The following is a 16,217-nucleotide window of genomic DNA, read 5'->3' on the forward strand; positions in this document are numbered from 1 at the left end:
TTAATAATCTTGAATAAGTTGCCATTTAAATCATTCCTTTTCTATATATTTTGAATTAATTAACTCATAATATAGAAACGTTTGATTATATGAAATTGTAAACTTAGATTTAAATAAAATAACATCACTAATATTTCAATGCATTCTTAACTAAATCTTTTTCCCATTAAATAATATAAATTACCAACCACCCGAAGCACCTCCACCGCCAGAATCTCCACCTCCAAAACCACTATTTGAATCTCCTCCAAAATTATCATCTGAATCTCCATCTAAGCCACTCTCATAAAAACCGCAGCCAAAGTATTCATCATTATCAAGTTTTCTGAATCTTCTCCCATCTCCTAGACCTCCTCTTCCAATAAAAGATGATCCAACTAATAGTACGAAGACTAGTATACTTATTATTGTTTCTCTTTGAATCGAAACACCTTTTAATTTAGGAGATGATGATATATTTGGGGTATAATCGCTAAGGTTAACATTATATTCTTGTCCAATATCTCCAATAATTCTATTGTATAGAGTTATTATGCCTTCATCGTATTTTTCAGACTTAAAATAAGTAGTTAATTCTCGTAAATATGTTCCAGTTTTTCCATCAGGAATAGCTCCCTCTAAGCCATAACCTACCTCTACTCTAAATTTTCTATCTTCTTTAGATATAAGAATTAGAACACCATTATTTTTTTCTCTATTTCCTATACTCCAGAATCTAAAAAGAGTATGTGCGTAGTTTTCAATAGAGTCACCATCTAGTGAATTTATTGTTACCACTGTAACTTCAGCGGTAGTTTTATTTTTTACATCTTCTGAGGCGTTCAGAATATAATTTTTAGTATCACCAGAAAACATCTTAGCGTAATCTTGAAAACATATTTCTGAATTAGGTTTTTGCGGAAGTTCAGTAGCTGTGCTAGAATATCCTATTAATAGCAAATATGATATTATGAAAATGGATAATAATACAATTTTTTTAATGTATATTCTCATTTTGACCTCCTTTTCGTGTACATTGTAATATAAAAACAACATAGAAAAACTCAAAAGTATAAATGTAATAAAATTCCAAAGCAGATACATTAACCATCTACAGTGAACCTCTACATATATCAATTTATAGACTTTTACATATTCATATTAAATGAGTCTACTCCCAAAAACAGACCCCTACATATGCCGATTAATATAAATGTTACACTTCGTTTAATAATCATATTGGAATAAATCAACATTTTAAAATAATAGCCTCATGTTAGAACAAGCCTGTATTCTTAAATTATCATTTATATCCTTTCATTTATTATAACATATTTAACCAATTATATATTAAAATAATCTTGAATACTTGTTTGTTTTATAAGAGTAAAATTATAATTTTTAAGGACTTTAGAATCAAATAATAGATATTAGTAAGTGGATTATAATTTAACATATTGAAACTAGTGCTAGTATAAAATTGTGGACACAAAATAATTAAAAATATTAAACTATAATTATTAAATTAGGAGTGTGTTCACATGAGAGAAACATCCAAAAGATATACCGATGATTTTAAGAAAATGATTGTTGAGGTTTACGAAACTGGAAAACCAATTAAAGAAATATGTGAAGAATATGGCGTAACTTATACATCAGTTAATAACTGGGTTAACAAAATTAATCCAAAGCAAAAAATCTCTTCAAAGCCTGTAATAAAAGTAATAAAGCAACATAAAGAAACATCCAAAGAAGATAAGGATGAAATACTAAGATTAAAAAAAGAAAATGAACGAATTGCATTGGAGAACGAAATACTACACCAAGGGCGAGCTTTAGCCAAAAAAGCTATCGACATATTCTCAAGGGAACAAAATCTGTAATTAGGTATATTGATCATAATAAACACAAATATCCTGTAAAAACTATGTGTAGAGTACTTCAGATACCTAGAAGTAGCAATTAATAAATAAATGTACTCCAAAATCTTAACATTATTAAAAACTTACAAAGATAGTAAAATTCAAAATTTACTTATGTAGATAGCAAGATTTACAATTGGTAGAGGTAGTATAAAAAATTATTAATTGTAGGACATATATGTATATAAAATTAGATAGCGCCACTTGGGAAGAATATATGAATAAATTTGATTCTTATAAGGGCTCAGTAGATTTAAATAATTTTTGTATAGAAAATAAGCTTAATAAAAGTCAATTTTATTATTATAAAAGTATACTAGAAAAATTTAACTCTTAAACTATGATTTTTCTTGAAAATAAATTAAAAAGTGTGAAATTTATCTCATAAAATAATCAACAATCACTAGAAAAAATAAGAATAGATATAGGCAATGCTACTATTTCTATTCCGTCTAGTGAAACTACTATAATATTATCAATAATTAAGTATTTAGCTAATCAATGCTAGATATAAATAAGTCATAAAAGGTATGTCTTGACTTCAGCTATAGGGATTTAAGAAAAAACATTTATGGATTAGTTATTATAGTTAAAATCAATTTAATCTAACCCCTTGTTGATAAAGCATTATTCTTATTTTGTAATAAACAAATGAATAAGTTGAAAATTCTTCACTTTGACAAGAGTCTTTGTCTTTATTATCACCAATTATAAGCAAATTACTTTAAATGGTCTATTACATTAAAAGTAAATATAGATGTATTACGTTGGCTTTTAAAAGCATGTGAAGTAAGAACAAAATCCAACTTTACTCCTACAAAACAAAGTAATTATTATTAAAATAATATTATCAAAATACTTTAAACTCCATTGTATTTAAGTGTTCTAGTTATATAATTAATGCATTAAATATGTAATTATAAATAACCAAATTTTGATAAATGAATTTGATGATGAACAAAACCATTAATTGTTCAAGTTAAAAAATAAAAAATTTAAAAATGAAATACATTTTTTAAAAGGCTCTATATTTAATAGAAATATCAAGATATTTGGTGTATCTAGTCAACAAGTTGATGTAAATCAATTTTCTCTTTTTAATGAAGCTGAGAGATTTAGTAATTCAAAAATGGAGAGATTACATATAAAACAATTAAAAAAACTACATATATATGATTGAAAGATAATTTAACAGAGTTAGAGAAAGTTACTATAAATTATAATCCATCTAAAAAGAATGTGGAGGGGATTTAATTCAAATAGGTATAAAATATAAAAAAAGAAGTGATTAAATTACTTAAGCTAAATTTATACTTGAATATCACATGATTTACAAGCGTAGCAATAAATCGTGTGTAAAATAACGAGAATAAAACAATACAATTCCAACTATAGCGCCTCAAACTATCTTTCATAATAGTATGGTTTCTAATGAATTAATTGTCCATATTGTTGTACTTAAATATCAATATAATATATGAAAAAATAATTGCTTAATAGGAATTATTTTCTAGATGATGAAACTACCCTAAAAGGTAATTAATTATAAAGGTATAAAATCTCAGTCGAAAAATACATCTGGTTATATATGATCAGAACTAATTTAAGTGCATAATTTTATTTACTCACAAAGTACTATGTCTAGCTCTTATCCTAAAAGTTTTCTAGGGATTTCAAATGTTTTTTTAAACGGATGGTTATACTAGTTATAACCCCGCTAGTAGATTTACTAGGCTGTATTGTTTAGCTAATATAGAAAAGGGATTTTCATAATATAATAGTTGATTTAGATAATGAGCCTTAAACAGTTCTAACGCAATATTAATATTTAATTATTGTTATCAAATTTATAAACTTGAAAAAGAGCTTAAACAATCATATTTAAATGATGAAAATTATTATTATAATTAAATATATATGCCTATATGGATTATCTTGGTTCAATAAAATTCCTTAAGTGCTTAAAAATAAAGATAATAAGTAAAATATACCCAGGAAAACCTAGTAAATTGCCTTACTGGGATATTTTAATATTATTTTAAAAATTATTAAGCGTACAAAACTTTGACGTTACTTAAATATTAATTTACTGAACCTCTATTAAATCTTTGATTTCATCAATATTAGTCTTAATAGTGTCAATTACAGATAATTTTGTTGACAAGTTATCTATAATTGACTGATATTTTTCTTCTCTTTCGGCTTGTTTTAAATCTCTTTCATCCTGCTTCTTTAGTATGTAAAATATTAAAAAAATACTTAATACTGACCAAATCCCTTGGGATAATGCCATTTTTATTAATTCACTTTCCATATTTAATCTCCTTGTACATAAAGTTTCAAATTTTTTAACGCTGTTTTCTTTGTTTTAAATACTGATTGTCTAGAAATTCCTAAATCTTTTGCTATTTCTGAATCAGATAAATCATCAAATATTGACTTTGAAACGATTAACTGCTGAGTCGGAGATAACTTATCTATTAAATCTTTTGCACCATAATCCGATTCAAAAGTTGAACTCTCGTCATTAATAAAAATATCTAAATTTAATTCAATATTCTCACGGTGATTAACAATATTTTTTCTAAATAAATCTATTTGTTTATTTTTTAATGCTTTTATTAAAAAGGCTTTAATTGACTGACTATCTTTGTACTTTTCTAAATTAATCTTAATGCTTAATTCAATAAGATGAATTATTAAGTCTGTTTTAGCCTCAGGATATAGTAACTTTTTACTTAAGTTAGAAATAATATTTTCAAAATAAAATATTATTTCCAGCAAATCATCTTTATTCCCTCTTTGTACATTTTTAAATTTGTTTCTTAAATCCATATTTTAATCCCCCTTCTATAAAAATAAAACGAGGATCTTACTTATTATGTAAACCTTGTGAAAATATATAATCTAATATATACTGTCTTAGCATTATCTGATTTTTTCATTTTTAACCTAAGTTTTACTAAAAAGATACGTAATAGTCTCGAGTAAAAATAAAAACTAAGTTCATGCACCAAAGGTGCTTTTTCTCCATAAGGATGCTCTATTTTAGTGGTATCCAATCTACTGGATCCACTTCTATAATAGATATTTCTGTAGCAGAACAAAATAATTTCATTCTATTATTTATTATTGTATGATCAAATATTATATAGATTGATTTACATTTAAGTTTATAATTTTTAATAATTTATACACAAAACTCATAGAGTTTTTCTGGATTAATATCTTTATTACTTAAAAATCTTTTAATATTTTAGATAAAATTACTGACTGAGATATTATTATCCTAATAGCCATTGCTATTAATTTCTTAAGAGAGGAGCAGATAAAACTATCATTTTTTCTAATGTTTTTAACCCTATAATAAGATATAATTAAACATATATACCATCTTTATTTTTTATACCACTCATTTTCATTAAATGACCTCCTTTTGATGTTTTTATTGCAGTTGTCAGCCCACATTTTTATTTTACATCAAAAGGAGTTTTTGCTATATTTTCCATAAGTATACGTTTTTCTACTCCTTGTTTTAACCCTATGCATTGCAAATAAGTTTGGTAATTAATTGGAATACTAACATTTATACAGAATATATCTTTGAAATTCTATAACTAAATATATTAGTATGCATTTAAGATGGGTGATTTATGATAATGAATGAATTTAGAGATGCACCTTTTGGTGATGAAAGACTTAATAAAAGATTACTTAATACAGTTGAACTCTTTTATAAAAGCCCTGAAAATTCTATACCTCAAGCATGCCAATCATATGCAGCTACCCAGGCAACATATAGATTTTTTAGTAATACTCAAGTAAAACCGGAGGCTCTAATTATGAACCATAGAAAACAAACTATTGAAAGAATAAAACAGCATGATGCTGTTTTAATAATACAAGATACTATAGTTTAAATTACGCTTCACATCCAGCAACTAAAGGATTAGGCTCATATTCAAATACAGTGAATGATCTTGGCTTACTTTTGCATACATCTATTTCAATAAGTACAAGAGGTATTCCTCTAGGGATTTTATCAAGTTATACTTGGACACGAAATTTTGAAACTCTTGGCAAGCTTACTCACTACATCTAGTAAAGAAAGTCAAAATGAATAGATGCTTTAAATTTCAGTTTAAAAGATATTCCTAGTTATGTGAAAACTTTCACAGTATGCGATCGCGAAGCAGGTTTTTATGACTTTTTTAATGAGACCATATCTAAAAATACCCATTTACTTGTAAGCGTTACTCAAAAGAAACGTTATCTTAATGATGGTAGTGTATTAATGGAAAGTATTGAAAAGAACTCTGTAATAGGCAATCTTATAGTTGATATTCCTAAAGATACTAAGAATAATTTATCACCTAGAGCAGCAACCTTATCTATAAGATACAGCCCCATTTGTATAAGCGTACCTCAAAAACGCAAGAAAAAAGAATCCTTGTCAAATTTAAAATTATATTTTATATTTACAGAAGAAATAAACCCTAAAAAGGAAGTAGCGGTTACTTATAACCACTTTGCCTGTAGAGTATCTTGAGCAGTCTATAGAAAAAATTCATTGATATAAACAACGTTGGAAAATAAAAATATATCACTACATCTTAAAAAGTGCTTGTAAAGTTGAAGATCTGCAGCTTGAAAGTGTTGATAGTTTAAAAAAGCTATAACCTTGTATTCTGTTATATCATGGAGATTACTTTGGGTAAAACTTGAATCAGAACAAAATGCACAGCAATCGTCAGAGATAATTTTACAAAAATACGAATTGCAAACACTATTTCGTGTAGTTAATAAAACAACAAATTTACCTAATAATCCTGCTTATTTAAACGATACTGTGTTAATGCTGACCAAATTAGGAGGATTCCTTGGAAGAAAAAATAATTGATATCCGAGCCTTAAGGTCATTTGGCGAGCTTTAATGCATCTCTATGATATATGTCAAGGAGTCTTAATAACTCAACTTCCACATAATTACCATTGACGTATGCAATGCATAGGGAGCAGGGATTTTCAAAGCAAAGAGAGACCATTGCAATAACTAATTACAATAGTCTCTCTTAATCAGATAATCACTTTAACTATATGTTCTCCATCTTCTAAATATGGAACTAGATTATCCTCTAGTAGCTTACCATCAAGATAAATTTCTTTCTTTTCTCCTCTAACAACCTTAATGTTATAAGAGCATTTATCTTTTCTGTAGTTAATTTCATATTCATTCCATTCATCTGGAACAGCTGGTTCTATAGTGAATCCCTTATCGCCTTTTAGCTTAAGCCCAAGGATTCCTTCAATACCTACTCTAAACATCCATCCAGAAGTTCCAGTATACCAGCTCCAACCACCTCTTCCTTCATGACCTTCTGCGCCATATACATCGGCGGTCATTACGTAAGGTTCTACTTTATATCTTTCACATTCTAGATGAGATTTTGAATGGTTTATAGGATTTATCATATGGAATGTTTTCCATGCCTTATATCCATACCCTAACTTCGCCATAGCTAATATTACCCAAGTAGCAGCATGGGTATATTGACCTCCATTTTCTCTAACTCCAGCAATATAGCCTTTTATATATCCTGGTTCTAACTTAGAATTATTAAAAGGAGGTGTAAGTAGAAGTACTATTCCTTTATCTTCTTTAATTAAGTACTTTTCTAAAGCTCGCATTGCCTCTTCTACACGCTCTTTTCTTCCTGCTCCAGATATAACTGACCAAGATTGAGATAAAGAATCTATCTGACATTCATCATTTTCTATGGAACCAAGTGGAGTTCCATCATCAAAGTAGGCTCTTCTATACCAGCCTCCATCCCAAGCATTTTTCTCTAGATTTTCTCCTATAAAATCTCTCATTTCCTCATAACGTGTAAACTTTTCTTCATCATTTCTATGTTTACAAATTTCTTTAAAGTTATCTAATATGCTGTATAGGAACCATCCAAGCCATACGCTTTCTCCTTTTCCTTCATTACCTACAGTACTCATACCATCATTCCAGTCTCCACTTCCCATAAGTGGAATGTTGTGTTCTCCAAATCTTAAAGAAATCTCTATAGCTCTTATACAGTGTTCATATATGCTTCCTTTTTTATCTGATTCTGGAGTAACCTTATATCTTTCATCTTCCCCTTCTCTTAGTGGTTCATCTTCAAGATATACTGCTTCTTCATCTAATATACTGTAATCTCCAGTGTTTTTTATGTAATCTATAGTTACATAAGGAAGCCATAACAAGTCATCAGAAAATCTTGTTCTTATACCACTATTAACAACCGGATGCCACCAATGCTGAACATCACCTTCTACAAATTGTCTTGTTGCACTTCGTATTATTTGCTCCTTGGTAAAGCTTGAATCTAGAAATCCTATGGACATAACATCTTGAAGCTGATCTCTAAAGCCCATAGCTCCACCAGATTGATAAAATGCAGTTCTAGCCCAATACCTACAAGCGAGAGTTTGGTACATAAGCCATCCGTTAAGCATAATATCCATGGTTTTATCTGGCGTTTTAACTTGAACTCTATGAAGTAAATCCCTCCAGAAATTCTTAACCTCTACTAACGAGTTATCAGCATAACTAATATCTTTAAATCTATTAATTACAGCTTTTATATTTTCTATTCCTTCTTTTTGACCAAATAATACTACTAATTCGATTTCTTCATCTGGTTTTAATGAAATCTTAGTATTACATGCTAAACAAGGGTCGTATCCAGCTCCAGTAACATTTGATAACCTAACTTTCTTTAGAACTTCAGGTTCCTCAACATTTCCGCCTCTTCCTAAAAATTCGCTTCTATTTCCAGTAAAGCTTCTATCTTCTCCACCTAATATAGTAAGATATGCAAATGCCCTTCCAAAGTGCTCACTATAAGGGTTTTGAGCATATATAAAGTCTTCCTCTAAATAGCTTGATATATATTGAACAGTCTGCTGAGGTACTACTCCTAATGAAAGTTCTGAATAATAGGTTAATGATAATTTTCTCTCTTCATTAGTATGATTTTTTAACTTTACTATCCCCACTCTTACACTTTCATCCATAGGACAGAAAGTAGTCATTTCTCCTAATATTCCTTGTGAGAAATGTTTAAACCTAGAATATCCAAAACCATGTTCAGCTATATATTCTCCCTTATCTCTAAGTGGTCTTGCGGATATTCCCCATACCTTTCCTGTAATCTCATCTCTTACATATAAGCCTTCAGTTAATGGGTCTGTTATAGGATCGTTTGACCAAGTACTTATCTTATTTTCTCTACTATTTTTATACCAGGTATAGCTGCTTCCACTTTCTGATATATGGAACCCAAAGTCTCCATTAGATACTACATTAATCCAAGGTGCAGGAGTGGTCTTATTGTCCTTAAGTATTATTACATATTCATCATTTTCTGTGTCGAATCCACCTACTCCATTATAGTAATCTAGATTTTTGCTTGGGTATGAATAGGGAATATTTCCATAGTCTTTTTCTTTTACAGATAAATATTCTATATCTTCTTCCTCTTCACTTACTAGTTCTATTTGTTCTATTAAACTTCCCTTGTCTCCATCAATAACAAATCTAGCTATGGATATTAAAAATTCTATGTCATCCTGAGCCATACTTCCTTTGCTATGTAGGAACACTCCTCCTTGAATATTTTGTCTATCCCTTGCATAGCTTGAATTTACAATATCCTTTATAGCTTCTTGTAGGGGTTGAATATATAGAGTATTTTGTAGATTTAATACTACAAAATCTACTTTAAGACCTTTTCTATCCCAATATTCATGAGCTTGAAGTCCTTGCTTTATTAAATACAAATCCTTCTCATCCCTTATTATTATTAAAAGTATAGGTACGTCTCCTGATATACCATAAGGCCATAAGGATGATTGAGCCTTCTTAATCCTTTTAATATAATCTTCTCTTTCTCGTAGAGAGTTATTTAAGAATAATATCTTTGAAGCCATAAGCTGATATATATTTGCTTGTGTAGACTTTATTCCTAAATATTTCATTTCCATTTGAGTCTGAGTCCAAGAAGCTTCAAATACCTTTTCAACATTTCTCATTTCTGAGTATTTTTTAGCTAATTCTATAACTTCTTCTCTAGAATCCCCAACTGCTGTTGTATAAGCTATCTTTACTGTTTCACCTGGTCTTATTTTTAATCTTCTTCTCATACTTATTATAGGATCTAGTACTGCACCTACTGTATTTTTAAGTGGTGTTTCATCATCCATAACTATAGGATTTGATACCGCTCTTCCTCTACCTAAAAAATTAGCTCTGCTAGTTTCATATTGTATGGTTCCTATAGCTTCTCCTTGAACTGCTATAGTTTGCATAACATGAGGTTTTTTCTGCCCTTTAGCTCTTGGTCTTCTATTAGCTATTACACAAGAAGGACTTTCAACATATTCAGTTCTTATAAATAAGTTACTAAAGGTTGGATGAACTATATCTGCATTATAAGGTGCAAGAGTAGCTTCAGCATAACTTGTTACCTCTACAGTTCTACTATGTTCACTGTGATTAGTTATGGATATTCTCCTTACTTCTGCATTGTCCTCTTGAGACACAGTTATTTCATAATAAGTTGTAAGATTGCCATCTTTTCTCCTAAACTCAGCTTTATCTAGAGAGAATATAACCTCATACTCTTCTCCTTCATTGCCACATGGTGAATAAGCTGCGCTCCAATACTCATTAGAATTTAAATTCTTTATATAAAAAAACATTCCTGTATTATCTAAAGTCAGATCTTCTCTCCATCTGTAAACAGTCATATCCTTTAGTTTACCGTATCCACTTCCACTATTAGTTATCATGGTTGAGTAATTACCATTAGACAAAAGATGACCCTCTGGATATTTACTCTTAGCAGTATTAAAGGTTCTTACTACGATATCTTGTTTTTCTAAGTTTAATTCTATTGGTTCAAATTTTTGTGGTCTATCATATACAACCCTCTTAGATACCTTCTCTTGAAGTAGTAGTTCAGTAGCTTTAACTCTAGGTATTCTGTGGAATCTATCTTGAAAAATATTATGATTTAATACATTTGTTAAAGCCATTAAGCTCATACCTTGATGATGAACCATAAAACATTTAACTATGGCCTTATTTACATCTTTAGATAATCTATCCTTTGTATAATCAATAGCTTCATATAAACCATATTTCCCATCTAGCCCTTCATTTTTTAGACTTTTTATATTCTCTAAAGAACCTTTAAAATCTATTTGAAGCCCCATTACTGTAGAATATGGAGATACTACTAACTCGTTTGCTAACCCTCTTTTTAGGCCTATACTTGGAACTCCAAAAGCTTTATATTGATAATTTTTTGAGATATCAAATGTATAAAATGCTGACTCTGATATTCCCCAAGGCACCCCTCTTTTCCTTCCGTAACGCTGCTGAACACCTATTACTTCTCTATAAGTCTCATTTAACAGAGTATCTGGATAGTTTCTCATAATAAGTAGGGGCATGTAGTATTCAAACATAGTTCCAGACCAAGATACAAGACCTTTTCCACTATCCATAAGAGTCATTGCTCTTCCTAAACTAAACCAGTGTCTTTGCTCCACATCACCTTTGGCTACTGCTATAAAACTTGCTTGCCTTGATTCTGATGCAAGTAAGTCATAATAAGAATTTCCAAGCTCATCTCTCTCTATGTCATATCCTATAGCAAAGAGATTTCTGCTTTTATTATATAAAATTGAGAAATCAGTATTTTCTGCTATACTGTGTAAATTATCTTTTACTCTATTGATTTTATTAATTATTTTATTTACTTCTTCTTTTCCGTTATTAAATAGAAGTTTAAACTCTTCCCACCAAACTTCATTTATATGGGTATCTGAAATAACTTCATCTATTTTATTATTTAATTCTGATAATTTAGTATTAGAAGGAATCTTTTTAAGCTCCTCTTCTTTCATATCTATTGAAGATATGTTTTGTATAAATATATCTACCCAAGGGAATATCCTTTGTACTTCTCCTAAATACTTATTTACAGAACTTTTTAACTTATTGTTCCAATACAAGTTTCTACAGCCATCAATTTTTTCTACTTCTAAGGCTTTATTTCTTATATTAGTTAAAAGATTTCTCCAATTTATAATATCTAAATCTACTTCTCTAATATCACTTATTATAGGTGAGTAGATTTCTTTTATTCCTGAGGTTAACTCTATTTCTTCGTTGCATAACTCTAAAACATCGCATAATCCATCTATCTTCTTTTTATTAACTATAATATCATTTTTATATTCTTCAAGGGCTTCCTCAGCCACCCATAAATATCCTACTAGATTTCCACTATCAACTGTAGAAACATACCTTGGATATAAAGGTTCTTTACTTACAGTGTCATACCAATTATAAAAGTGTCCTTTATATTTTATAAGCCCATCCATGCTGGTTAGTATTTTTTCTAATCTATCTACAGTTTCTACTACCCCTATATATCCTAAGTCATAGGCCGCTAAATTAGATGTAATTCCCATTCCCATGTTAGTAGGCGAAGTTCTTGTAGCTACTCCATTTGGAGGATCAGCCTGATAATTATCAGGTGCTAACCAGTTGTTTTCCTTATTAACAAAATCCTCAAAATATGCCCAAGTCTTTCTACTTAAAATTCTTAATAAATGAGTATCTTCCTTATTTATATCTAAACGAGTTAAAGGTATATCACTACTAATATAATAGGCAACTACTGGGCTTAAAAACCATAAGATACATGAAGGAAGTATTAATAACCCCGCTTCTGTGGAATTTAAGAAAGAAATTGCCAAAATTAATAGGGCTATAGCAGACCCTTGCCACATAAACGAAATAAAATCCTTCATTCCCCTCTTAAGCTTTGACTCAACATCTGCTGCTGTTTGCCATTCAAGAAGATTTTTTTTACTAATAAAAACTCTATATAAAGTTTTTATTATAGCATTCATCATTAAGTAAGTTTGATAAGGTAAAAAGCAAAAAATCAATAAAGTTTGTTCTAATGCTGTTTTCCCATTTCCTATTTTCCCTGATAAACTTATCCCCTTAATAGGTGAAACTACTGCCTCTGACACATCAAAAAGAATAGGACATAAAATAGCTAATAAAGCTATTACAATCCATTCTTCACTATGAGGAAATATAACAAAAGATAATAGTGTCAGTAATATAATAGATGGTGCTAAAATACTTCTCCTTAAGTTATCAAATATCTTCCACCTAGAAACAGTATTTAAAGGAGACTTTTTAGTAATCCATTTAATAATCTGCCAATCCCCTCTTACCCATCTATGAAGTCTCATAGAGCTAGAATTATAATAAGCTGGGTACCCATCTATAAGTTCTATATCTGTAACTAATGCTGTCCTTACATAAGAACCTTCTAATAAGTCATGACTAAGCACTGTATTTTCTGGAATCTCATCTTTAAGCATGTAGTTAAAAATATCTACATCATAAATTCCTTTGCCTGTAAAAATGCCCTCGCCAAAAAAATCATTATATACATCTGATATAGCAGTAGTATATTTATCTATCCCTGTTTCCCCAGAGAAAATCTTTGAAAAAACAGTTTTGTTAGCTGCAATAGTACCAACACTTACTCTAGGCTGCATTAAGCCATATCCTCTTTTAACCCTTTTATCTTTTTCATCAACATGAGGTTTATTAAGCACATGACACATAGCCCCTATAAGTTTTTTTGCAGTTTCCCTAGGTAATTGAGTATCTGCGTCTAAGGTTATTACATACTTAACCTTTTGAAGTTTTGTAATATCTCCGCTTATAGTATCATAACTTGTGTTTTTAGCTCCTCTTAGTAGAGCATTAAACTCCATGAGCTTACCACGTTTTCTTTCCCATCCAATCCATATATTTTCCTTGTCGTTATATTGTCTATATCTATTAAAGAAATAAAATATATCTTCACCATTATTTGAATATTTATCATTTAATCTTTTTACTTCATTTAAAGCTACTTCTAATATGTGTTTATCTTCTTTTTCTTCTTTATTTTTACCGTCCTTAAAATCTCCTAAAAGCCCAAAGTATAGATTTTTATGTTGATTTGCAAGATAATATACCTCCAAATCTCCTATCAACTCCAAAACCCTATCTTTATTACTTAATAGAGTTGGAATCACAACCATGGATGTGCAATCCTCTGACAATTCCTTTGATAGCTCCATTTTAGGAATAAATTTAGGATCTAATAATTTATTTATACTCCAATGTAATATAGAAATAACTATTTCACTGCAAGGTATAAGAAGTACCAAAAAAGCCACTACATAAGTAATAGGATTTAGAGAATTCTTTACCATTCCTATAGATATAAAGCTTAATAAAATAGTGACAACTGCTATAACACATAAGTAGAGGGCAGTTTTATGCTTAAATATAAAACCTTCAAAACCATCCTTTATACTTCTTTTTCCACCAACTACTTTTTTCAATTTACTTATACCATCATCTATAAGGTAATAACCTATATGTCTTATATAAGCTTCATCACTATCAGCATTTTTTGCACACTCAATAGCTTTTTGTGCTATAACAACCTCATCTACATCTATGGTTTTTGATAATTTTTCTATCTTATGTCTATAGTGGTCTCTAGATTCAAAATCCATATTACAATAAATATTAGCTGGATCATTTTGCAATATTTTCTCCACCATACTTATTTCTTCAAATATGTCTCTCCAATTTATTGCAGCTACTGCTCTTATACTAGTAACTGAATTCCCCATTGATATCTGATAACTTCCTTGCTTTTGATGCTCAACAATTATCATTTTGTCAGCCGTAGTTTGCTGCAAAATTAGTCTATCATCTATCCACTTATAAAATGGTGCTCTATCTACACCATTATCTCTAACAACCTTAAGTAATCTTTCCACAAAATGTGAACTATACTCTATATTTTCCTCTAAGGATATCCTTCTAAGTTCATCCTCAAGTCTTTCATTATTATATGCCTCTATAATTTTCTCAGCTAAAGTTTCTGCCTTTTGCTTTTCTTGTTGTGCATAAATTATTTTTTCTGCTATCTTACTTATATTTTGAATTAAAGCTATCCTTATCATAATAGGTAAAGCCCAAAGCTCTCCTGTAGTAAGAACAGAATTTTTTTGATATGCCTTTATAAAGGTTTCTATAATCTCTTCATCTACGGCTCCATCTGTATGAGAAATAAGTTCTACTGCTATGTGATAACACCTAGCATATCCCTTCATTATCCCCTTTTTAATTACCGGAAGCCCCTTATAATATGACATTGGCATATTATGTTTTATGTCCTTATATTCTCTTTCAATTAAATATAAATTATCTATCATCCATTCAGCTGCTGGCAGAATTTCTTTTCTTTGTTTAACCTGCTTATCTAAATATTCATAAGTCTTAATTATCTGACCATAACTATTGTCTAAGCTTTTAATTAATTTTCTTCTACAATTGGACTTCCTCGTAATGGTAGAAAAATATTGTGATATCTGAAAAGCATGCTTTTCTAAACTTTCTTTATTTATACTTATACTAGGAACATCCTCCATTAAATTATGGTCTTCTTCTCCTCTGCCTCTTAATAACATATAAAGTATAGCTACTCCAATTACTGCTAATATAGTTATATATCCATAGAGCATGTAATCCTCTCCTCACTTTTCTGATTAATAAAATTATTATGCCCCAAGAAATAAAAATTATATGAACCTATATAACAAAAAAAATCACTATACTGTAGAATAATTTCTATCTACCTTATAGTGATTTTCCTTAGAGCTCTATTTTTTCTATGTTTCTATTCAATCCAATCTTACTAACATTGTAATATCCAGCAACATCAATATTCCCTTCTTTTAGTACAGAAACTGATTTATCTAAATCCTCAGTTTTTATTCTTATAGATAACCCACAACTTGCTGTTATCTCTCTAGGTACAGGTAAAACTTTAACCTCTATATCATTTAGTTTTAATTCCTTCTCTGCTCTTATGGCGTTACTTGTTGAGTTAAATGCAATTAAATTAAAAATTTCTTCATTCATCTTAATCACCTACTAGTAAATTATAAATATTTTAGACATAAACCTCAAAAATTTCCTTTTTATCTATAGTAAGAGTGCTTGTTTTATACTCTTTACTTTTATTGAAATTAAATATAAGAAGATATCCCTTATCTAATCCATGTATGTCTAAGTAATCACAAATTTGTTTTAACCCTTGTTTATGATACTCCGCTCCCCTCCATATTTTCATTTCAACTATAATAGTGCAAAAATAC

General features: G+C 29.4%; 8 protein-coding genes and 2 pseudogenes. 4 read left to right on the top strand and 6 right to left on the bottom strand.

Annotated features, from left to right (window positions below):
• Nucleotides 1–180 precede the first annotated feature (180 nt).
• Nucleotides 181–993, bottom strand: coding sequence for a TPM domain-containing protein (locus tag B3N22_RS23515; protein WP_286911111.1), 813 nt, complete (start codon nt 991–993; stop codon nt 181–183).
• Nucleotides 994–1,520: 527 nt separating this feature from the next.
• On the opposite strand from B3N22_RS23515, the gene B3N22_RS23520 reads away from it, so the two are divergent.
• Entirely contained in the window at nt 1,521–1,862 is a 342-nt protein-coding gene (locus B3N22_RS23520) for a transposase (RefSeq protein WP_286911112.1), read from the top strand.
• A gap of 666 nt (nt 1,863–2,528) precedes the next feature.
• Nucleotides 2,529–2,615: pseudogene (locus B3N22_RS23755) on the top strand (hypothetical protein); the annotation flags it as partial.
• Between the two features lie 1,372 nt (nt 2,616–3,987).
• On the opposite strand, the gene B3N22_RS23525 reads toward B3N22_RS23755, so the two are convergent.
• Both B3N22_RS23525 and B3N22_RS23530 read right to left on the bottom strand, forming a co-directional pair.
• Nucleotides 3,988–4,215, bottom strand: coding sequence for a BhlA/UviB family holin-like peptide (locus B3N22_RS23525; protein ID WP_286911113.1), 228 nt, complete (start codon nt 4,213–4,215; stop codon nt 3,988–3,990).
• Nucleotides 4,216–4,217: 2 nt separating this feature from the next.
• Nucleotides 4,218–4,736, bottom strand: coding sequence for an RNA polymerase sigma factor (locus B3N22_RS23530; protein WP_286911114.1), 519 nt, complete (start codon nt 4,734–4,736; stop codon nt 4,218–4,220).
• Between the two features lie 824 nt (nt 4,737–5,560).
• On the opposite strand from B3N22_RS23530, the gene B3N22_RS23535 reads away from it, so the two are divergent.
• Both B3N22_RS23535 and B3N22_RS23540 read left to right on the top strand, forming a co-directional pair.
• On the top strand, nt 5,561–5,821 hold the full coding sequence (locus B3N22_RS23535; RefSeq protein WP_286911115.1) for an IS4/Tn5 family transposase DNA-binding protein: 261 nt from the start codon (nt 5,561–5,563) through the stop codon (nt 5,819–5,821).
• Nucleotides 5,822–6,063: 242 nt separating this feature from the next.
• A complete protein-coding gene (locus B3N22_RS23540) occupies nt 6,064–6,450 on the top strand; it encodes a hypothetical protein (protein WP_286911116.1) in 387 nt (128 codons plus the stop codon).
• Between the two features lie 527 nt (nt 6,451–6,977).
• Here the strand turns inward: B3N22_RS23540 and B3N22_RS23545 are convergent.
• The 3 genes and pseudogenes from B3N22_RS23545 to B3N22_RS23555 form a co-directional block, all read right to left on the bottom strand.
• Nucleotides 6,978–15,581: a glycoside hydrolase family 94 protein gene (locus tag B3N22_RS23545; RefSeq protein WP_286911117.1), complete on the bottom strand. Its 8,604-nt coding sequence runs from the start codon at nt 15,579–15,581 to the stop codon at nt 6,978–6,980.
• Between the two features lie 130 nt (nt 15,582–15,711).
• On the bottom strand, nt 15,712–15,981 hold the full coding sequence (locus tag B3N22_RS23550) for a putative Se/S carrier protein (RefSeq protein ID WP_286911118.1): 270 nt from the start codon (nt 15,979–15,981) through the stop codon (nt 15,712–15,714).
• A 31-nt stretch (nt 15,982–16,012) separates the two neighbouring features.
• Nucleotides 16,013–16,217: pseudogene (locus B3N22_RS23555) on the bottom strand (AAA family ATPase); the annotation flags it as partial.

The sequence above is a fragment of the Clostridium sp. UBA1652 genome, from assembly GCF_002320975.1.
Taxonomy (GTDB): Bacteria; Bacillota; Clostridia; order Clostridiales; family Clostridiaceae; genus Clostridium_T; species Clostridium_T intestinale.

What these genes read in the sequence shown, in the direction of transcription:
- B3N22_RS23515 (WP_286911111.1), bottom strand. Translation starts at nt 993, where the DNA reads ATGAGAATATACATTAAAAAAATTGTATTATTATCCATTTTCATAATA.
- B3N22_RS23520 (WP_286911112.1), top strand. Translation starts at nt 1,521, where the DNA reads ATGAGAGAAACATCCAAAAGATATACCGATGATTTTAAGAAAATGATT.
- B3N22_RS23525 (WP_286911113.1), bottom strand. Translation starts at nt 4,215, where the DNA reads ATGGAAAGTGAATTAATAAAAATGGCATTATCCCAAGGGATTTGGTCA.
- B3N22_RS23530 (WP_286911114.1), bottom strand. Translation starts at nt 4,736, where the DNA reads ATGGATTTAAGAAACAAATTTAAAAATGTACAAAGAGGGAATAAAGAT.
- B3N22_RS23535 (WP_286911115.1), top strand. Translation starts at nt 5,561, where the DNA reads ATGAATGAATTTAGAGATGCACCTTTTGGTGATGAAAGACTTAATAAA.
- B3N22_RS23545 (WP_286911117.1), bottom strand. Translation starts at nt 15,581, where the DNA reads ATGCTCTATGGATATATAACTATATTAGCAGTAATTGGAGTAGCTATA.
- B3N22_RS23550 (WP_286911118.1), bottom strand. Translation starts at nt 15,981, where the DNA reads ATGAATGAAGAAATTTTTAATTTAATTGCATTTAACTCAACAAGTAAC.